At 33.6% G+C, this 20,152-nt stretch carries 14 protein-coding genes and 2 pseudogenes; 5 read left to right on the top strand and 11 right to left on the bottom strand.

Features of this window, described 5'->3' with window-relative positions:
- Positions 1 to 62 precede the first annotated feature (62 nt).
- From OPR29_RS05120 to rseP, 5 genes are read right to left on the bottom strand one after another with little or no spacing between them, the layout of a single operon-like run.
- Positions 63 to 3,128, bottom strand: a complete 3,066-nt coding sequence (locus tag OPR29_RS05120) for a WPE palindromic element domain-containing protein (RefSeq protein ID WP_265025166.1) — start codon at positions 3,126 to 3,128, stop codon at positions 63 to 65.
- A 45-nt stretch (positions 3,129 to 3,173) separates the two neighbouring features.
- Entirely contained in the window at positions 3,174 to 3,605 is a 432-nt protein-coding gene (fabZ, locus tag OPR29_RS05115) for a 3-hydroxyacyl-ACP dehydratase FabZ (protein ID WP_006014455.1), read from the bottom strand.
- A 4-nt stretch (positions 3,606 to 3,609) separates the two neighbouring features.
- Positions 3,610 to 4,170: an OmpH family outer membrane protein gene (locus OPR29_RS05110; protein ID WP_007302414.1), complete on the bottom strand. Its 561-nt coding sequence runs from the start codon at positions 4,168 to 4,170 to the stop codon at positions 3,610 to 3,612.
- Positions 4,171 to 6,504 (bottom strand): outer membrane protein assembly factor BamA, encoded by a 2,334-nt coding sequence (gene bamA, locus OPR29_RS05105; protein ID WP_052265000.1) that lies wholly within the window; start codon positions 6,502 to 6,504, stop codon positions 4,171 to 4,173.
- Positions 6,505 to 6,511: 7 nt separating this feature from the next.
- Entirely contained in the window at positions 6,512 to 7,627 is a 1,116-nt protein-coding gene (rseP, locus tag OPR29_RS05100; protein ID WP_007302416.1) for an RIP metalloprotease RseP, read from the bottom strand.
- A 99-nt stretch (positions 7,628 to 7,726) separates the two neighbouring features.
- Between rseP and OPR29_RS05095 the strand changes: the two genes are divergently transcribed.
- On the top strand, positions 7,727 to 7,993 hold the full coding sequence (locus OPR29_RS05095; protein WP_019236875.1) for a succinate dehydrogenase assembly factor 2: 267 nt from the start codon (positions 7,727 to 7,729) through the stop codon (positions 7,991 to 7,993).
- Here the strand turns inward: OPR29_RS05095 and OPR29_RS05090 are convergent.
- The 3 genes from OPR29_RS05090 to OPR29_RS05080 are packed head-to-tail and all read right to left on the bottom strand — an operon-like array spanning position 7,971 to position 10,282.
- The gene (locus OPR29_RS05090) at positions 7,971 to 8,288 is read right to left on the bottom strand and encodes a cell division protein ZapA (protein WP_007302417.1); all 318 of its coding nucleotides are present in this window, start codon (positions 8,286 to 8,288) and stop codon (positions 7,971 to 7,973) included. The two genes, OPR29_RS05095 and OPR29_RS05090, sit on opposite strands and share 23 nt — an antisense overlap.
- A 43-nt stretch (positions 8,289 to 8,331) precedes the next feature.
- The gene (locus tag OPR29_RS05085; RefSeq protein WP_007302418.1) at positions 8,332 to 8,610 is read right to left on the bottom strand and encodes an HU family DNA-binding protein; all 279 of its coding nucleotides are present in this window, start codon (positions 8,608 to 8,610) and stop codon (positions 8,332 to 8,334) included.
- A gap of 19 nt (positions 8,611 to 8,629) precedes the next feature.
- Positions 8,630 to 10,282 (bottom strand): 30S ribosomal protein S1, encoded by a 1,653-nt coding sequence (locus tag OPR29_RS05080; protein WP_052264995.1) that lies wholly within the window; start codon positions 10,280 to 10,282, stop codon positions 8,630 to 8,632.
- A gap of 103 nt (positions 10,283 to 10,385) precedes the next feature.
- On the opposite strand from OPR29_RS05080, the gene trmB reads away from it, so the two are divergent.
- Positions 10,386 to 11,030, top strand: a complete 645-nt coding sequence (trmB, locus tag OPR29_RS05075) for a tRNA (guanosine(46)-N7)-methyltransferase TrmB (protein ID WP_063631013.1) — start codon at positions 10,386 to 10,388, stop codon at positions 11,028 to 11,030.
- A gap of 208 nt (positions 11,031 to 11,238) precedes the next feature.
- On the opposite strand, the gene OPR29_RS05070 is transcribed toward trmB, so the two are convergent.
- Both OPR29_RS05070 and OPR29_RS05990 read right to left on the bottom strand, forming a co-directional pair.
- Complete coding sequence (locus OPR29_RS05070) at positions 11,239 to 11,760, bottom strand: pyrimidine dimer DNA glycosylase/endonuclease V (protein ID WP_007302421.1); 522 nt, start codon at positions 11,758 to 11,760, stop codon at positions 11,239 to 11,241.
- 122 nt (positions 11,761 to 11,882) lie between these two features.
- Positions 11,883 to 12,035: pseudogene (locus tag OPR29_RS05990) on the bottom strand (phage terminase large subunit); the annotation flags it as partial.
- A gap of 266 nt (positions 12,036 to 12,301) precedes the next feature.
- On the opposite strand from OPR29_RS05990, the gene OPR29_RS05065 reads away from it, so the two are divergent.
- On the top strand, positions 12,302 to 13,315 hold the full coding sequence (locus OPR29_RS05065) for an IS110 family RNA-guided transposase (RefSeq protein WP_226079700.1): 1,014 nt from the start codon (positions 12,302 to 12,304) through the stop codon (positions 13,313 to 13,315).
- Positions 13,316 to 13,339: 24 nt separating this feature from the next.
- A complete protein-coding gene (locus OPR29_RS05060) occupies positions 13,340 to 13,888 on the top strand; it encodes a hypothetical protein (RefSeq protein ID WP_264687044.1) in 549 nt (182 codons plus the stop codon).
- A 255-nt stretch (positions 13,889 to 14,143) separates the two neighbouring features.
- On the opposite strand, the pseudogene OPR29_RS05050 reads toward OPR29_RS05060, so the two are convergent.
- Positions 14,144 to 18,178: pseudogene (locus OPR29_RS05050) on the bottom strand (ankyrin repeat domain-containing protein).
- Between the two features lie 684 nt (positions 18,179 to 18,862).
- Here OPR29_RS05050 and OPR29_RS05045 point away from each other — a divergent pair.
- Positions 18,863 to 20,146 (top strand): hypothetical protein, encoded by a 1,284-nt coding sequence (locus tag OPR29_RS05045; protein ID WP_265025163.1) that lies wholly within the window; start codon positions 18,863 to 18,865, stop codon positions 20,144 to 20,146.
- Positions 20,147 to 20,152: the final 6 nt, after the last annotated feature.

Here is a 20,152-nt window from a genome sequence, read left to right as displayed (position 1 = left end):
CCTTAATAAAAATTATTATTGTAGTATAGATTTATTAATAAATAATATATATTATGATATAATTAGTGCGAAGTGGGTTTACCAGTTGGACCCATAAAGATTATTTCCTCTCCTTCTCTTAAGCCTCTGCACAAATTAGTGGAGCCGCCAGTTTCAAGCACAATAGTGGAAATAATTCCTTTTTTTTTGTCTACTTCAGTGCCGGTTACAGCTATACCTTCCATAGCAAGGGTTGTATTATTGACTTTTCTGCTATTGATTGCAAAATTTTGCAACCTAAAGAATTGTCCGGGTTTAAAATTTTTTGCCGCAAGTGGTGCTTTGATCACTATTTCCACAACTTTGTCAGTTAAATATTGAATTTTTATAATCTTTGCGGTGAATTGCTCTTTGATTCTATTAAAAAATTTTTCGTTAGCCAGGTGTTCTGATATTATTCCAGCGCGTGACGCTTTAGTGTACAAATGCTGCAATTTGTAGGTAATTCGCATAGTAGGTGGTGTTATGCAAGTAGCTGACACTGGAATCCAGTTCTGACTATACAACCATCTGATGTACTCATTCAAAATTAAGTTTTCTGGATCCCAGTGTCTGGGCACTGGAATGACATCTTTTTTGGTGAAAGTTACTCTTACATTACAACATTCATACAAGTGTGCATATGACTCCGAGATTCTAGCTGGAGTGGGAGAAATGAAGCTAACTCTATTCAAAAGCTGAGAAATGATAGGGTAGCCGTTCTTAGCACTTGCCATAGCTTTCACGACGCTGCCGCTATACGAAGGGTGAAGATCACCAAAAAAGCTAATTGTTTTATTGTCTTGCTTATATACCAATATCCTGTCTTTATCCTGCATCTTAGGAGAAAATACTGGATCTATTTCTTTTCCTAATGAGTTTAAATGAATAAAATATCCATTACTTAGTTGAAAATGCTTTTTATCTTCTGTTGCAATAGCCGTGTTTGGTTCAGTGCCTGCTGCTATGAGAATAGAGCGTGCTTTGATACATTTAATTTCGTGGGATTTTGTATCAATCAGTTTTATCAACTCAGCATGATTATATTTGTCTGTAACAATTTCAATAGGCTCTAAGTTTTCAATGAAGTAGATTCCTTCTGACAATGCATTTTGCACCTCTTCGCTATTTAATCGATAGCTCGGTGAATCTTTTAGCTCTTTTCTGTATATAATTTTCACTCCCCCGAAGCTCTTAGTTAGTTCCAATATTTTTGCTTCTCTATTCTCTTTTTTTGCTAACTCTTGCTCTGCTTGGATCAATTTTGCGTGCGATATAAGCTCATTTGCAATTTCATATTCTTCTTCCGTCCAATCTTTTTCAACATATTTCTTTCCATACTTATCAACTAATATCTCATAACGAAGAAGAAATTTTTCTACTTGAATTGGATAATATGCTAAAGCTTCAGTGGCAGTATCAATTGCAGTGAGTCCTGCACCTATGACAACTATCGGCATGCGAACTTGCAGATTTGCTATGGAGTCGAACTTAAGAGCACCGGTAAGTTGTAATGACATCAGAAAATCAGATGCCATGCGCACTCCGCGAGCCAGCATATTCTTTATTTTGATCATTCGTGGCTTGCCAGAGCCAAGTGCTAGTGCGATGTGATCAAAACCCAAGTTGAAGGCATCATCAACATTAATCGTGCCATCAAAACGAATGCCTCCATAAAGTGCGAAATTCTCACGCCTTTCCAGTAGTAATCTAATAATCTTTAAGTAATTTTTATCCCATCGGGAAGTAATGCCATATTCTGCCACCCCACCAAACCCATCTGCCATGCGTTCACTCAATTTTTCGTGTTTGAAATCTTTAATTAGCTGAAAATTATCGATCAAAGGTTCAATCTTTAGTCCATCAATGGCGATAACGTTATGCCCATCGTTTAATAAATGATGAGCTAAATTAAAACCCGCAGGACCAAGTCCTACAACTAGAACGTTTTTTCCAGTATTTTCTTTTGGCAATGGACGCTGAAAATTTAAAGGATTCCAACGGCTAAGCAGAGAATATATTTCAAATCCGTACGGCAAATTGAGTACGTCGTCCAAAATCCTTGTTTCAACCACTGGCACATTTACAGGCTCTTGTTTCTGATATATGCATGAGTTTATGCAATCATTGCATATTCTATTCCCAGTAGCTGCACATAATGGGTTATCTATCATCACAATTGCAAGACTTGCTATGCTATATCCTTCGCTTTTTACCAGATTCATTTCTGATATTTTCTGCTCTAGTGGGCAGCCGTGCAGCTCAACTCTAAGTGGAGACTTTTTGAAAGTGTTGTCATCATTGATTAGCCCCTTTGAGCAGCTGTCCTTACTTTGCTTATGACAAAATATGCAGTAGTGAGCATTATCTAGTGCTTTATTCAAACTCACCTTTTTGCTTGTTAGATCAAAATCATATCTTCTTTTCACCTCATTTGAATACAGAACCTCAACCTCGTCTACTTCTTTTTTCAAGAATGATACGAGATTTTCGTAATCAATTTTCTTATGTATGCTAAATAGTATACTCTGTTTATTTTTTACTCTCCAAACTGCATATTGAGCCGCAAGTTCTATTTCTTCTTTGTGATCCTCTTTATTTTCAAGCCAACTCATTACCTGCTCAGAAAAGTTTTTTTCTGTTGTCGGTAAAGTAATGAAACTATTTAATTTGTTAGTGACATAATCAATATTTGCTACATCAGTGTATTTCTTCAATGCATAACGCTGAACAAATAATCTTTTGCATCTGTATATTACAGCAAAGTCATTGTGTTTTTCCTTTAACTCTTCTACTTCTTTTTCAATATTGAAAAATTTTGCAATAAATTCATCAAGTAAATGTGAGAGATCCATTATTAACTGGCTATTACAACCATCTTTCATCCAAGCTGGAATCCATCCTTCTTGTTTTCTGGATCCCAGTGTCAAGCACTGGGATGAACACTGGGATGACATCGAAGAAGAAGCTGCTTTTTCTCTTGCTTCAACTAATGAATAAAACAAGCTTTCATCGCACGATTTTATGTAATCCAAAAACGCCTTATCTAACTTTATTAATTCATTACGAGTGTATAAGTTTGAAAATGAGATTTTGAAATTCAGTTGCATCTTTATACTATACAGTGTACATACTGTTTCTTATAGATGAAGATTTTATTTATCTTGCAGTTTTGCTAAGATTGTTGCTCCTGCAACCTCTTCTTTTCCAACAGATGCAACACACTTAAATTTGTATACACCTAAACGCAAACCTTCAAAGTTAGATTGAAGAATTAAGGTATCTCCTGGAGTGACTGGCTTTCTGAATTTTGCGTTTTCAATGGACATAAAGTATACAACTTTATTTTCTACTGTTTTTTTACCGAGAACACATATAGCAGATGCTTGAGCTAAAGACTCAATTATCAAAACTCCTGGCATTATCGGATGGCCAGGAAAATGACCAATAAAAAATTGCTCGTTGAAAGTCACGTTTTTAATTGCTTTTATACTCATACCAGGATCGCATTCTATGACCCTATCTACTAAGAGAAAAGGATAAGAATGTGGTAGTATTTTTATAATATCATTGATATTACATTGCATAAGTCTATTCAATGTTTTGCAAAGCAAATTCGGGTATTTCCTTGTTTACATTTTTTAATACTACATCCGATAAATCTACTTCATCCATAGAGTATAAAACTTGATTCTTTTTTGAAATAAATAGTACCAAATCTATGTTGTTTTTTTCTGCTGTTCTTTTAGCAACTTCTTTTATCTTGTTAAAGACACTTTCTACTGCTTCTCTATAATTTTCTTCTAAATGTGACATTTTCTTAGCGTAATTATCCCTAACACTTACAGTATGCTTACTAAATTGTTCTGTCTTTTCTTTTTTTGCTTCTTCTGACAAAAGGTCAAATTCTTCTTTCGATGGCTTAAATTTTTCTAACTCATTTTCAAATTCCTTCTGTAATCTAGAATTCTGCTCCTTTATTTGTTGTTGTATATTTTGCAGAGCCAGAGATTCATTGATAACCTTATCACTATCAATAATGGCAGCCTTTGTATTAAGCGTGCTCTGAGGTTGATACCCTACAAACTTATACCCCACAAATAAGGAAATAATTAAGGCAATAACTGATGTAAATAACTGTATATATTTCATTTAAATCCCCGCTTCAATAGAAATTTTAACGTTTGTCGATGGTATTATGTCATAAGCTTCCTTTACTAAAGGAAACCCAAAATCTAATCTAATTCTACCAAAAGGAGAAGGCATTGAAAAGCCAAAACCTGGTGATACTCTTATAAGCTTACTATCGTAATATTTCCCACTATATCTCTTCTTTTCATCTAAACCAAAAAGTGTTGCATAGTCAACAAATAGTGAGCCTTTGATACCAGCATAGTCGTATAATTTAGATAGTGGAAAATCTACTTGCTGTGTTAAATTAAAATAAGTTTTGCCTCCCAATGAGCTTTGATTTTTGTCTTCTGCTCTTGGTCCAATGCCGGAAAGGTCAAATCCTCTAATCTCATTACCCCCTTTAAAAAAGTGCTGGCCAATGTTTAGATCTTCATCGGTATAAGAAAAAATATGACCTGCTGCTACTTTAAAGCGCAGTGTTATATCATCATCAATTTTGCTTAATATAGGATGTGTATAAAAAGATAAGAATTCAGATTTTAGGAAATTTACATTTCCTCCCAATCCTGAAATATCCTGATTTAAGCGCAATAAATATCCCTCTTTAGGAGTATAGAGGTTATCCAGTTTATTGTATGATAACGTATATCCCACTGATGAAACCTGATACTCACCTTCTTGATCTCTTATTATCTCAGAGATATCCTCATCTTTTCCACCCTTATTGTCCATGTGTATGTGATTATACTTATAAGAATATTGAAAGGAATTGGTTAGATTTTCTGAGATTTTATATGATACTTTTGCTATTCCTCCCCAGTTGCAGGTATCGAAAGTAGTGTTTGGTTTGTCTTGTTTTTCATAAAAAACACCCATGCCTAGTGAAGTATCAGAGTCGTTAAAATTATTTTCAACAGCGTCTATACTAGTAGAAAGAACATATTGACTTTTTTCAAGAGCAAAAGATACTTCTTTACCACTACCAAATAAATTACGATCTGTGAAATCGGTTTTAACAAATACTCCACCAGGAAGAGACATACCACCTGTTAAAGATAACGAGGCAGTTCTTTTTTCTTTAACATTTAAATCAAGATTCACTGCATTGTCATCCACTGTATAACTATTTATTTTTACTGTTTCAAAGAAATCACTATATATCAATTTTCTACGTGATTTTTGGATCTCAGATGTGTTATATGCGTCACCTTCTGCCATGCTAAGTTTTCTTCTAATTACTTTATCTAAAGTGCGGTCATTGCCATCAATAGTAATTTGGTTTATATAAATCTTTTTACCTGGTAGCACTTTGTAAGTTACATCCACAATATTGTTATGTTGTGTATATTCTGGATTAACTTTTGCAAATATATATCCTTTTTCGCTTAAATGTTTACTTATTTTTTCTGCTGTATTGTTAATTTTAACTCTATTAAATATTTGATTATTTTCCTCTTTGATAAATTCTAATATTTCTTCCCTTAAACTTAAATCCTGAATCTCAGTTTCAATATCAACTTCATTATTTCCAAATAAGTATTGCTGCTTTTCATCAATCAAAAAAGTTAACTCTATTTGGTTATTATTATCAACCTCAACAATTGGTTGGATATTATTTTGAATATATCCCTTAGATGAATAGAAGCGATCAAGCAGTTCTGTGTTAATCAGTAGATATTGAGGTGAATAATGAGTTCCGCTTTTAAAAATGGCTCTAAATAACTTACTAAATATATCATTGCTATGCCTTTTGATAACTTGCTCTAACTCATTTGCTGAAAAGTTTTTATTACCTATAAATCGTAAACCCTTAATTTTAGAAGTTCTTCCTTCTTTTATCTTAAAAATTAGGTTTATCCTATTGCTACCAAGCTTATCTAGCTCATATGCAATTTTAACACCAATTTTACCACTGTTCCTATAAAGAGTAGCTAGATTTATTAAATCGTTTTGTAATTTTGTTTCAGTGAAAATAGTTAGTGATTTTGACTGGATAACGTTATTTAGCAACTCTTTACTGTTAAATAACTTATTGCCTTTCAATATTACTTTGTTAATCAATGGATTCTCATGAATTTTTACTACTAAGTTTTTTTCATCATCGATATAGGCGTTAATACTAGCAAATAACTTTGTTTTATATAAATCTTTTATAACTGAATCTACATCATCATCATTTATATGATTACCTGGTTCTAATTTTGTATAAAACCTTATTGTTTGATCACTTACTCGCTCATTGCCAATATACTTAATATTTTTTATCTGTACTTTTTCCTTATTTTCTAGAGCAACAAGTAGAGTGGGAAAAGAAATAAATATTATTATTAGTATGTGAAATAACTTTTTCATATGTATCTTAAAAAAGATGCCTAATATCATTTGTGATTGCAACTGCCATCAACAAAAACAGTATGGTAGCACCAAAAGTGGCTGCATATTTTTGATATTTCAAACTCAAATCTCTACGTATAACTGCTTCTATAATATAATGAAATAAATGCCCACCATCTAGTAGTGGTATTGGCAGCAAGTTAATTGCAGCTAAATTCGCTGAAATAATTGCCATAAAATATAGAACCATAATAAGTCCCTTTTTAGCTGATTGCCCTGAATATTTTGCAATTTTTATTGGCCCACCTATTTCATTTATACTCCTTTTACCAACAACAATTTGAAAGAGTGCTTTGATTGTTAAACACATAGTGTGGTAGGTTTCATTCACTGATAGGCTAGCAGCTCCAAGAAAAGATGACTGTTTTAACCCTATCATATTAATTGAGGTAATTCCTATAGTTTTTCTTTCTATTATGTTACCAAAGACATCTCTATCCTCAACTGTAAACGGAGTTAGAATAGTTCTGTACTCTTCGTTATTTCTGCTATACTTAATTTCTATTCTTGTTTCAGGGTTGGACATTATCACGCGTGAAATATCTTCAAAGTATTTTATTTTGTACTCATTGATCTGTGTAATAGTGTCACCTGGTAATAGGCCAGCTTGCTTTGCTGCACTTTCTTCAATTACATTACCAATTACTGGTGGAGTACGATAATAACCTGCCACGCTGAAAAATATTGTGAAGGCTATAACGGTAAATATCATGTTTGCAAAAGGCCCTGCAAAAACTATTGCTGCTTTTTGATATCGAGGTTTTGTATGGAATGAGTATAATTTTTCTTCTTCAGTTAATTTTTGTTGATCAACAGGAACGCTTGCTGCATTAGTATCCCCTAACATTTTAACGTAACCACCCAATGGAAAGGCACTTAATTTCCATCTAGTTCCAGACTTGTCGTTAAAACCAAAAATTTCAGGACCAAAGCCTATAGAAAAAGATTCAACTTTAACCTTGCATGCTTTAGCGACAATATAATGCCCACATTCATGCACGAATACTATGATAGAAATTATTAAAGAAAACGATAAAAAATAATATATTCCAGCGCTAAGTTGATGAGAAATTAATTCCACCTATGTTTTAAATCTTAATCAAACGTTGAGTATATTAAAATGCGCCTTGCTTGACAAGTATTTAGTTTAGTCTTTAAATTAAAAAAAAGTTTAATGACAATGATAGATATCTCCTTATTAAGAAGAAAACTGATGTATAGGAGTTGGCATAGGGGTTGTAAAGAAACTGATATACTTTTAGGGCATTTTGCATTGAAATATCTTGATAAATTTTCCTTAAGTGAACTAATTGAATACGAAAAAATAGTTGATCTTGATGATTGCGAATTATATTGTTACATAACTCGTAAGAGACTTCTCCCCCCTGATTTGAGTAGTGAGGTAGTCGATTTGATTGCTTCCTTTAATCACTTATGCACCCAATAATCTTGTTTACCCTATCTAATACTTCAGCATATTCTACTCTTTTTTCCTCCTTATACTTTTTGCATTCTTGATTTATTTCGTCTAATCGCTTTGTTAATTCTAAAATTTTGTCTTCGAGAGTCAATGCTGCAAGTAAGAAATTTAATGCATCTGAGCCCTTACCTCCAGTTCTTTGAGATATGGAGCTAACTAGCTTGTTGAAGCTATTAGCAAGTTGTAATAAATGGTCCTTCTTTTTACTTTCGCAAGATATTTTATATGTGTTATTATGTATAACTATTTCTACTACTTGCATATGATGCTATATTGTACAACTTTCAAATTTACAATATAGATTTTCATTCATTTATCAAGAGGGATAACTTTTTACTGCTACGAAAATAAGTTTTAAAGTATTGATGTTTTGCAACCTTCTGTGACGTCAAATTACTTGCTTCTTTCAAGTTATAGCTTCTAATTGAAAAAGAACCAAACCCCCTGATTTCAACTCTATTATGATATTTTAACGTGTTTGAAAACACTCGAAAAAAACTATCAACTATGGCTGCTATAATAACCTTATCTAACAAAAGGTTTTTTTTTGCCACTTTTGCTATTATATCAGATTTCGTTGCCATTTATATGAAGCACAAGAAGTTATTTGGCAGATAATATTATATTATATTTTTCAACACCTACTACTTCAACTTGTATTTTTTCTGATATAGAAAACTTTTTATTTTCTGGTAAATGCTCTTGATCTACTAAAAGGGTTACATTGTTCTCAATTTCAACGATTAGACCATTTTCCTCTCTCTTACTTACAGTAACCTGAATTTTATCCCCTACTTTAACTTTCTCTATCAGTTCTTCAAGAGGATCATACTCTATTTGTTTTACTCCAAGATAAATTCTTGTCCGATCTACGTTAGCCCTTATCACTTTTGCTTCTATTTCATCACCTACATTATACTTTTTTATCTCATCTGAATTGTTTTTCGACCAACTTAGATTTTGCATATAAATTGTTCCTTCTACGTCCTCAGATATCTCAGAATTATCAAAAGTCACAGATATTTGTGAACCATTGTTGCTTTTAACTTTACCAGAAACAATAGAACCAAGAGGATATTTATCAATAAATACTTGCCAAGGATTCTCTACGCACCTTTTTGTGCTTAAACTCATCTTATTTTTAATAATGTCAATACCGAGAATTTTTACATCCACTTCTTGTCCTATTGTTACAAAACTACTAATTGGTAAATTACTCTTGCTCCAAGTTATTTCTGATGAGTGTACCAAACCCGCAATCCCAGGTTTAATCTCAACAATGAATCCACAATCTTTTATACCCGTTACGCATCCTTTGTGTACGCTGTTAATTGGGCATTTTGACTCTAGATCTTGCCAAGGATTGTCTCCTAATTGTTTTACACCCAGGGAGATTTTTCCATTTTCTCTATCTATTTTTATAATTTTAGTTTTTATATGCTGACCACAAGAAAAAATTGCAGATGGATGACTTACATTACTCCAAGAGATATCTGTAATATGTAGCAGTCCATCTATAACTCCCACTGTATCTGATTCATGAATGCCAACAAATGCACCGTAGTGAGTGATGCTTTTTATTTTGCCTTCTACTACATCACCTTCATTTAAAGATTCTAAAAACTTAATTTTTTCACCAGCATGCAACTTCTCTAATACCAGCTTTCTTGATACTACAATATTCCCCTGCTTCTTATCCATTTTAAGAACGATGAATTTTTGTTCAGTTTCAATAAGGTGATTAGCATCTTTTATTTGCTTCAAATCCACATGACTCAGAGGTAAAAACGCACTTATTCCATCACCAAGATCAACAATAAAACCGCATTTAATTGAGCGTTTAATGATTCCTGTTACTTCATCTTTTGTAATTGCGCTTTCTTCCAATTTATTCCATTTTTCGTCTCTGATTGCTTTCTCACGACTAAGAACAACATTACCATGGTAATCTTCAATTCTTTCAACATAAACTCTAATTTTCGAGCCAACAGTGATATCATCATTACAACTGAGCTCCTTAATCAGAATTCTTCCGTCTGACTTTAAACCAACATCAACCACAATATCATTAGAATTTCTTCTTGTGATTATACCTTCTACCACATCTCCTTCTTTGATTTTGTTAGCAAAAGAATCTTCACAAAAGTCATTGTCTTGATTATCAAATTGATCTTGAAATATCTCTTCTATGAACCTATTTGATGATAGCCTCTTGATAGCAACTGTACTTTCCATACCTTTTAATTTTAACTTCATTAGAAATCATATATTATATAATATTAATAATTAGTGACAAGTAAATTCTCATTAATTCATTTCGAGAATTGTTTAAGCTATAAAAGATTAAGTTATGTAAGATATGTTATCTAGGAATAATAATTGGATTAGGTCATTTTCCAGAAGATCTAGGTTGAAGTTGAATGTTTTGGAGAAGTATTCTATTAAAAACAGCAAGGAATCTATAAAAAAGATCGTAGACTTACAAAAAAGAATACGAGTAGAAATAGGTTTCGGTAATGGTGAAAATATGCTCCATCAGGCATTCAATGAATCTGATCTATTATTTATAGGATGTGAGCCTTATTTAAAGGGGGTCTCTTCCTTGCTAAAAAGCATAGAAGCACACAGCATAAAAAATATTTTAATATGGACAGAAGATGCAAGAGAATTAATTGTCAATTTTCCTGACCACAGTGTTGAAAAATTCTTTATTCTCTTTCCAGATCCATGGCCAAAAAGAAGTCACAACAAAAGACGGTTAATTAATACGGAATTTTTAAATTTATTAGCAAAAAAAATACTTGTCACAGGTGAAATATTTATTGCAACTGATCATCAGGATTATGCAGAGTGGATAGAGTTACATATAAAGCAGTGTAATTTTTTAACCTATAAGGAAGATAGTTTTGCAAATTATACCCCAACAAAATACCACAGAAAAGCGCTAGAATATCAGCGTAAAATAAAGTTTTTTAAAGTAAATGTTATATCTAAACTGACTTAGATTTACCTCTGCTTGTTAGTACAGATGTGTACATGACACTCTATAGTGCAAGTAGCCTACCATATACTGGGAATAACAGTTTACTGAATTCTTTAATCTCACAAATAGAAAGATCAATAAACTTGATAAACATCAACATTATCAGCCAGCATTGCTTTTGCAACTTCAATTCTACCTTTTTTATGATCGGTTTGGATAATTTTATAACCTATAGCATTTTGTCTAGCAACCAATCTGGTGCTTCTCTACCTTTTTCCCACTTAGCAAATCTCATCTTTTCTTTTAGGTAATATTCTCTATATGCTTCTATTGGGTTATTACATTTATATCGATCAGGTAACGCTTGTGTAAAAGCTTGTATATCAGCTGATCGAAATATTAGCAAATCCTTGTTATTATCGCACCAATCTATAACTTCTTCGGATTTATGCGTTCTTTTGTATCGCAAGCTATATTCTATACACAATTCTTTTCCATGTTTTATTAACCAATCAAAGTTTCCTTTTGATTGTCTAGCCCATAAAGAACAAGGATGGTTTTTGTGAGTAAGTTTATATGGAACTTCTATATTCTGGTTTGTAATGCTGACTAAAGGATTTGGCTCTTTTAATGCTATTGAAAAAACACTGCTAAGCAATTGAGCAGTTTCTAGCGGCATTTTTACTATGTGCTTATCGCATAACATTTGTGCTGCAGTTACAGGATTTTCGTCTAATATAAAGATATTCATCTAAGCACCCAGAGATAGAATTTTTGCGTAGTATTTATTTCAATAAACCCTAAAATATCATTCAGAAAATGGATAAAACTCAGTTAAAAAAATTATACACAATTCCGAGGAACCTTTTCAAGCTACAATGAACGTATAGCTACCACTCTAGCAATATTATTTCTCACCCACTGAAGATATTGCACGGTACTGTCTACTTGATCGTCGTGACGGATTTCTGGAAACATTAAAATCTCATACTCAAAGTCGCTAAGCCATACTGCTTGGTTAGGGAGATGATATGAATTGTTATTGCTTGGTTGGAAGCATGAGAAGGTATAATAACTTCTCAGAGTGGATAGGTGGCAGGTTGAAAGTTTTTGTGAGGCCCTTTCTGCTTTTTGCAGTATACAGGAAAAAGACCTCGTGAGGGAGATTAATCGCCCCTGCCACCGAAAACCATCATGCGGCCTATAAAATTTAGTAACCGCGTATAGGAGAATGGACCAACCGGTAATATTCTACTCTGATATATTGGAGTATTCAATAAGAGGGAAAATTTATGCGTTATATAGGTGTTGATTTACATACTAATAGTTTTACTGTTTGTTATTTAGAACAGGAAAAACCAGAGCATATTAAAACATTTCGCTTACAGGATTTAGATAAATTTATTAAAGATCTTCGAGAAACAGATGAAGTAGCTTTTGAAGCAACAGGGAATAGCTGTTTCTTTTATGATGAAGTGTCACCCTGCGTTAAGCGTGTTGTTGTGGTTGCTCCCTTGCAATTTGAAGTTATTCGTCGTTCTGTAAATAAAACAGATAAACATGATGCAAGAGCTATTGCTTTTTTTCTCAGCAAAGATATGTTGCCTGAAGCAAAATGCAAGAGCAAACAATGCCAACAGTTAGCTTCTCTTCTTAAAACAAGAGATCAGTTAGTAAAATCACGGGTATCTTTAATCAATAAAATGCATGGACTTTTCAATTACCACGGAATAAAGATTAAAAAGGAAGTACTGACAACCAAAACGGGATTTGAACGCTCTCTAGGTAAACGTGATTGGAGTTACTTGGAAAAGGTTGAGATTGAAGTAATTAGCAGTAACCTGGAAGTTATTCGAGAAAGTCTCAAAAAACTTGAAAAGGAAATGATAGCTTTTGCCAAACAGCTCCCTGGATTTAATAATCTCATCAGTATTAAAGGCATTGGTGCAATTTCTGCAGCTGTCTTTGTTGCAACAATTGGTGATATTAATAATTTTAGTAATCCAGAAAAACTGACAGCTTATTTTGGAATTGTACCACGAGTTTCTCAATCTAATCAACAATGTACAATTGGAAAGATTACCAAACGTGGACCGAAAATAGGTCGTACTTCTTTAGTACAGTGTACTTGGATTGCTATACGTTATAGCCCTTATTTGAGAAGCTTTTATGAACATGTGAAAAAAAAGCGTGGTGCTGCTAAGGCTATTACTGCAACTGCTAGGAAGTTTCTAACAACCATTTTCTATACTCTTAAAAACAACTGGGTTTTCAAAGATTTTACAAAATATGAAATTTATAGTTGACAACAATCATAGGAGAAAAACATTATGAAAAAGATAGGGAAAGCTATTGCTAGAAAATTTAAAAATAGGAAGGGAGGCCCGATAGCCACCACTGCAAAAGGAGCTGCTATAGAGGAATTAAGGACTTTTAATATGCCAGAAGATGTTGAAGAAGTGAAAGTTGAGGTGAAAGAGCAAACCAATGTTGATAAAGCTACAGAGACCGACACTCAATTATATACTGAAAATAATGAGATAGAACAACCAATATTTGAAAGCAGAGAAGAAATGCAAAATGATTCAGTAGAAACCACTGCAGAGCCAAACGCCCCTGACAGCTCCTCTTCTACTGCATATTTCGATAGTGAAGGAAATTCTGTAGACGAAAAATCATCAAAATTATTGGTAAGTTGTGTTGCATCTTATCTACTGATTGAATATTCCAAAGCACACGTTATAGCGGTAATTGGAGGGATTGTTGGGTTGGTTTGTATGGGTTTTTCCCTGTATAATGCTATAAAGCCCAATACCAAATTTGAAAAAGTAGAAGATTTGGAGCAACTTATCGCTCAGCCTTGTTTGAATCCAGCATAATTGGCATTTTTGTGGTCTTTTATGCGGTTAAATCCATAGATTCATTTGCTGCGGTTTTTATGGGGTTTATAGCAATAGTTGTAAAAAATGACCCAAAAGCATAAACCTCAAATAACTAGGGGCAACAACGTTATCTAAGTGGAGAAAATTGCCTCTCTTCACTCAACTTCAGGATCTTAAAAAGCTATTTTAAAAACCATAAGTTTAGAAAAACCTCTAAAACTTAACCTCCATTCCTTCTCAAATTGGGCTATTTCAAACTTCCACAACTGCAGGATTAACACAATTATCAATTTCAACATTACTAAGCGCTGTATTTGCCTTATACGAACAGTAACATCCTACTGCAAGAAAAGTTAATGCAGCTACAGCGAGTGAAATACATATTGTTAAATGAAACATTGTTAAACTTGCACCAACAGCAAATGCGCCAGATAACACAAAAGAAACAGAGGCGTAGGTTATTTGCTTTCTACTTTGAGCGCTTACTGCCAGGAGTTTCTTGTTTTCATTATCTGGATTAGGGTTCTGCTGAGTGTCATTTAGCTGCTTTGCTAATTGATCTTTTTCTTTAGCCATTTTAGTGACTTGACCTTTTAGACTGCTAACCTCTTGTTTGAGTTGAGCTTGAGTACTCTCCAGAACTTCATCTTGCTTTGTGAGTTCACTTTTCAATTTCGCCTTCTCTGTCTCAAATTCAGCTTGAGTAGCCATCAACTCTTCCGTCTGCCTTTCAAGCTTCCCTACAGTGACACTAAGCTCGGCTACTTCTTTAATTTTGCTTCTTAGCTCTTCCTCTTTCCCTGCAAGCTTAGTTTTTACTCCCTCAAATTCCCCTTTAAGCTCTCCTACTTGACTAACCAAACTACTATTCTCTCGTTCTAGTTCAGCTTTTTTTTCCTTAAGCTCTTTAGTAAGTGTAGTTACTTGATTACCTAATTCAAAAGCCTTCTGTTATTCTTGTGTTAACTTTTCTGCTACATTATTCAGCTCTTTTCTAAGCTGCTCTTCTAGTTGACTATTTTGCTTAGTCAGTTGAGTTACTTCACTAATTTTTGTATCCAGAGCTTGATTTGCATCATTTAGCTTTTTACTTTCATTTTTAAGTTTTTCAGTAAGTGTATTTGTCCTACTAGCTAGTTGATCTCTTTCTTTAGTAAGATCATTAATACTTGCTTGTTGATTTAATGTCTCGTGCTCTAACTTTAAAACCTTTTCATTTACATTACCCAGCTCTTTCTTGCTGTTTTCAAGATCAGCCTTTTTCCTCCTAAGTTCCTCAGTTGTTTTATCCAATTCTTGCTGTACACTACCCAGCTCCCGTTCTAACTGAGCTTTTGCACTCTCGAATTCTTTAGTTTTTGCATTCAAAGCTTGATTTGCAGCATCTATCCCTTTATCTTTACTTGCAAGCTGTTCTTGTAGCTCTTCGATTAGCTGGTGCTGTGTACTATTTAGACTTTCCTTTAGTTGACTATTTCCTCCAGCAAGCTTAGCCGCTTCACTAACTTTTTTATTTTGCTCTAATGAGCTTGTGCCCTGCTGTGTGTTTGCATGCATTTTACCCTTCTTATGATCATTGCTTACAGTTTCCTCCATTGAAGCCCCTGCATTATTTATTGCATTACTTTTTTTTGTTGATGAAAGAACATTTTTTTCCGTCTGTTGGCTACCAGCACTTTCAGGTTCTGAACTTTTTTGATCGCCTGATTGACCGTTACAATCTTCCTCAGCCGTTGTTTGTGGTGTATTGCCTTCATACTTATCTTCACTAGTACCCTTTACTATATCCTCTTCTGCAGAATAGAACTCATTATCACTCCCTTCAAAGCCTTGTTCACTACCAAGTAGAGTAACTTGTGCTTCTTGACTTTCACTGTCTAATTGTGATTGACTAAATAGATCTTTGAGCTGAGTATTACCTTGCTCAGTTGCAAGTGCTACTGCATTTGGGTTTCCAAAACAAGGGTCAGCTCCTTTGCTTAAAAGCAATTTCACAATTTCAATATCTTTATTTTCCAAGGTTCCATTATTTGCAAAACGCCTTAGTATTTCAGTATTTTGTTCTTTAGAAGTATGTTGTAGCAGAATCTTTATTGTTTCTTTTGTGTACTTACTTCGTTTATTATAGCTGTTAGCAATAATTTCTTGTCCTAATTCAGGAGTTGCATTAATGCCCGCTCCATGTTCAAAAAGCAAAGATGCTAACCTGTCATCATTATTCTTTAAAGCAAAATAAATTGGTGTCTTCTTACCTTTATTAATTTCAGCTCCTTTACTTAAAAGTAGTTTTATAACATCTTCTTTTCCTTTTTTACATGCATAACCTAAAGCTGTATAACCATGAGAAAAGACAGCATTAATATCAACCTTCCTATCTTTTAAAACATCTTCATAAAACTCAAACCAATCAGTACCTAGACAGGCATTCATAAGAAACAAATAGGATAATGATATCTCTACTTCCTTATTACCACGTAATACTTTGAAAACCTTATTAAGGTCTACGTGATCTATTAACAATTTCGCCGTTTCTAAATCTTTATTATTAAATGTTGAAAATGAACATTCCGTAAATCGACCTCTAGGAATGATCGAAAGATCTGCTCCTGCATTTAAAAGTAGCTTTACAATTTCAATATCTCCACTCCTTGAGGTTTCATTATTTACAAAACATTCTAGGACTTTAGTGTTTTGCTGAGGAGAAGTATGTTCTAACAGAATTTCCATTGTCTCCCTCTTGTATTCACGGCTATTATTAATAATTTCTTGTTCGATTCCAGAAGATATATCAATTTTTGCTCCATATTCAAAAAGTAAACGTACTGAATCATAATAATTATACTTCAGAGCAATAAGGATTGGTGTTCTGTGGGCGTATATGCCATTAACTTTATTAACATCAGCGCCACTGCCCAATAGGAATTCTATAACATCTTTTTTATTGCATCTGCATGCATAGTTTAAGGCTGTTTCATTATGCTCATCATAACAAATATTAATGTCCATCTTAACTCTTTGTTTAGAAAGAACTTCTTTAAGAAACTCAAACCAATTGCCATCTTGACAAGCATTTTCAACAAAACAATGTAATAATGGCTTTCCAGATTCCTTTATATCTAGATCTTTCACTTCCTTCACTAGCTCTCTTGCCCTTTTAAGATCTCTATCTTTAAACGCTGAAAATAAGTATTGTCTAAGTAGAGACACAAGCTCAGAATTGCCCTGAATGATTGAAGGGTTAGCCCCTTTACTTAAAAGTAACTTTACAATTTCAATATCTTGATTTTCTAAGGTTCCATTATTTGCAAAACGCTTTAGCATCTCAGTGTTTTGCTTAGGAGAAGTATGTTGCAACAAAACTTCCATTGTTTCTTTTGTATATTTACTGCAGCCTCTCAGATTGCTATAAAGAATAATTGAACTTTCCAATTCAGGAGTAACATCAATCTTTGCTCCATGTTTAAAAAGTAAGGATGCTAAGTCGTGGTCATTGTTTTTTAGAGCGTAAAGGATTGGTGCTCTCTTTCGCGATTGACTAACTTTATTAACATCAACTCCATAGCTCAATAGTAATTTTACAACATCTCTCTTTTTTGAGTTTGGTCTTTCTTTGCTGCATGCAGCACTTAAAGCTGTTCCTAACTTTGGATGAACTTCAATGTTAAGGTCAACGTTACTGCCTTGCTTCGATAAAACATCTTGATAAAATTTGAACCAATCCTCACTCATGCAAGCGCGTAGAACAAAAAAATACAATGCGGAACCGGTAGGGTATTCTGGTAGAGTTATATCAAGGTCATCCACTTTCCTTACTAGATTTTTTGCCTCCTGTAAATCTCCATTATGAAATGCATGAAATAAACGAACTTTAATATCTTTTTTGTTTTTTTCTGTTTCTCTATCAGTCGATTGTGTATTTTTAGAAGATCGCTTGAAATTATTCAGACCACTATTATCGACCTGGAGTTTTCTATCGTAATCATTCCTTTTCTTTTCATCACTTAGTACTTCATATGCAATATTGATTTTTTTTGCAGAATTGAACTTTTCTTGAAACTTAGCCCAATCTTTTTCTTCTGATTGTGAAAATGCCTGTCTATTATTGGCTTTGCATAATAATTTATTGTATATGGGTTTTTCCTCAGGGGAAATAATTTTATCTGGGTGAAGTATAAGCACTAATCTATTACGTGCTTCCTTTATCTCTGTAAGAGTAGCATTTCTTGACACCCCTAATATCTTATAGTGATCAATCTCAGAGAGACCGTTAACGTTGAAACCAGGCATAAATTCCTTTAGTAGTGCTATAATACTTCCTTCATTACTAATGATGTCACTCACTCAAGTTCTTGTCAACATAAAGCCTATTCTAATTGAACAAAGCACTATGCTTTCTAGCATCAACGAAAATTTATTTGTTTACTTTTTTAAAAGCATAAAAGTAGTACGTATATTTGTGAGAGCTTTTTACGTAAAAGTGGTGTTTCAAAAATAAAAACGCAAAATTGTTGCAACAAAGTTAGGCAAACTAGTTCATATATAAATTTAGCAAAAAGCAGCTAATATAGCTAGTTTCAGCGAATAGCAAAATCACTATAATAAAAAGTTCGCATATATCACATGGTAGACCATGCCATCCCAAAACGAACAATTCTCACCGCCCTTGGTTTTGAACGCTGGAAATGGTTAATTTGCTTGAGATCCTAATAATATGTTTTGCTAAATTAATAGCATTTTACTTGTGAAAGAATTAACAAGTGTATGATAAAAATAGAATATAAAAACAAATTGATCCTGTTAAGAGTCTTTCATCGAAAGTTACTTTGGGTTGGAAAAATTTCTAAAATCATGATTGACAGGTTTTAAAGACAGAGTAATATACCTAGAGTATAATAGAGGCTAGTTCATTATGGTACGTGAGAGGGTTAAGAATCAAAGTATTTTTTCATTCATTTGTAAAGAGGGGTAATTATGGACCGTGGAGATATTCCGGAAGTTTTGTTTTCATCTGTTAAGGAGGATGATCCTTACAAGGCATCTAAGCTCCTCCAAATTGAACGCTGGTGCTATACACATTCAAAAATAATTGAAAGAAGTGGTCAAAAAGGACACAATCTTATTGCACAAGTGTTATCTGACAAGCAGTCTTGGGAGGAGGTAGGAGGATTGCATGGAGTCAAGCTTAATAGACGGGAGGTAGGTAAAAGGCTTACTACACTACCAGATTCGGATAATGCTTTTGGCAGGGCAAGTAGATACAAAATTGCATGTGAGTGTTGTTTAGAGGATGAAATACGAGCTATATTTGAGGAAAGAAAAGAGGAATTGTCTGCTCAAGGTAGAAGTAGCTTGCTAGAGTATAACCACTTAGTTAAGTGCTTTGGAGAAGGTCCTATAGCACAGTTTTGGTCACATTTCATTAGTGGGTATCTTGATAAATTGGATTTGAGGGGTCGTCATCTATATGAGTGTGGGCTTGACTGTGCAGTAGGTTGGCACAGAGTAGAAGCAGTGGAATTCTTTTGTAATAAGATAAAATCCTTGCCTGACAATAAAATGAGTGCACAGAAAAAGGATGAGATCTTCATGAAAAATGCAGTGTATTCGGCAGGACCTAATTTTCGCGTTTACCCTGATATATTTGAGTTTTTCCTTGATCAGATAAATCCTGATAGATATCCAGAGCTTTTAAAAAGAGATTTGGAGAAAAATGGTTATTACGGTTCTTTGAATAAAATGAAGGACGTGCTTAGCTTTGATAAATTTCAGGAATTGTTCGATTGTTTAAAGCCAAGTGATATTACAGAAGATGATTATCGTCTCTGGTCAAAATTCATGATAAAGGACTGTCCAGAGTATTATTTAGGTGAGGGTGTGAGAGTTTTTATGCATATGTGGATGAAGGAAGGATTTGATAGTCATCGTGCTTTCACATTAGACGGGGAAATGATGGAAGATTCTTCTTTTCAAGGAAAATTTTCAGTACATTTGATTGAAAAAGGTTTTATGAAGCCAGTGTGGGCAATGTTAGATAATGCTAATTTTAGACAAATCAAGGAGTTCATGTCTTCTGAAAAAGCAAATTACATACGTTCTATATTAGAGCAAGGAGATCATGTTTCATTAAATAAGTTTTTAGCGTATGGCAAGTCTGCTGATAAAGAACTCGATCAAAAAAACATACCTGGCCCAAGCGGTGATTTAGCTGAGGTAGAGATTAGTAAACAATCTTATATGGGGTTAGGTGATCATTAAAAAGAT

This window comes from Wolbachia endosymbiont (group B) of Pammene fasciana (genome assembly GCF_947251495.1).
Classification (GTDB): domain Bacteria; phylum Pseudomonadota; class Alphaproteobacteria; order Rickettsiales; family Anaplasmataceae; genus Wolbachia.
This window is presented reverse-complemented; position numbering and strand designations above follow the sequence as displayed.

Bases quoted from the DNA above. Each gene is read 5' to 3' on its own strand.
- OPR29_RS05090 (WP_007302417.1), bottom strand. From the start codon at position 8,288: ATGCAAGTAGTAGAAATAGTTATACATAATAACACATATAAAATATCT.
- OPR29_RS05070 (WP_007302421.1), bottom strand. From the start codon at position 11,760: ATGAATATCTTTATATTAGACGAAAATCCTGTAACTGCAGCACAAATG.
- OPR29_RS05085 (WP_007302418.1), bottom strand. From the start codon at position 8,610: ATGGCAACGAAATCTGATATAATAGCAAAAGTGGCAAAAAAAAACCTT.
- OPR29_RS05080 (WP_052264995.1), bottom strand. From the start codon at position 10,282: ATGAAGTTAAAATTAAAAGGTATGGAAAGTACAGTTGCTATCAAGAGG.
- bamA (WP_052265000.1), bottom strand. From the start codon at position 6,504: ATGAAAAAGTTATTTCACATACTAATAATAATATTTATTTCTTTTCCC.
- trmB (WP_063631013.1), top strand. From the start codon at position 10,386: ATGTTATCTAGGAATAATAATTGGATTAGGTCATTTTCCAGAAGATCT.
- OPR29_RS05045 (WP_265025163.1), top strand. From the start codon at position 18,863: ATGGACCGTGGAGATATTCCGGAAGTTTTGTTTTCATCTGTTAAGGAG.
- OPR29_RS05120 (WP_265025166.1), bottom strand. From the start codon at position 3,128: ATGCAACTGAATTTCAAAATCTCATTTTCAAACTTATACACTCGTAAT.
- OPR29_RS05110 (WP_007302414.1), bottom strand. From the start codon at position 4,170: ATGAAATATATACAGTTATTTACATCAGTTATTGCCTTAATTATTTCC.
- OPR29_RS05065 (WP_226079700.1), top strand. From the start codon at position 12,302: ATGCGTTATATAGGTGTTGATTTACATACTAATAGTTTTACTGTTTGT.
- OPR29_RS05060 (WP_264687044.1), top strand. From the start codon at position 13,340: ATGAAAAAGATAGGGAAAGCTATTGCTAGAAAATTTAAAAATAGGAAG.
- OPR29_RS05095 (WP_019236875.1), top strand. From the start codon at position 7,727: ATGATAGATATCTCCTTATTAAGAAGAAAACTGATGTATAGGAGTTGG.
- fabZ (WP_006014455.1), bottom strand. From the start codon at position 3,605: ATGCAATGTAATATCAATGATATTATAAAAATACTACCACATTCTTAT.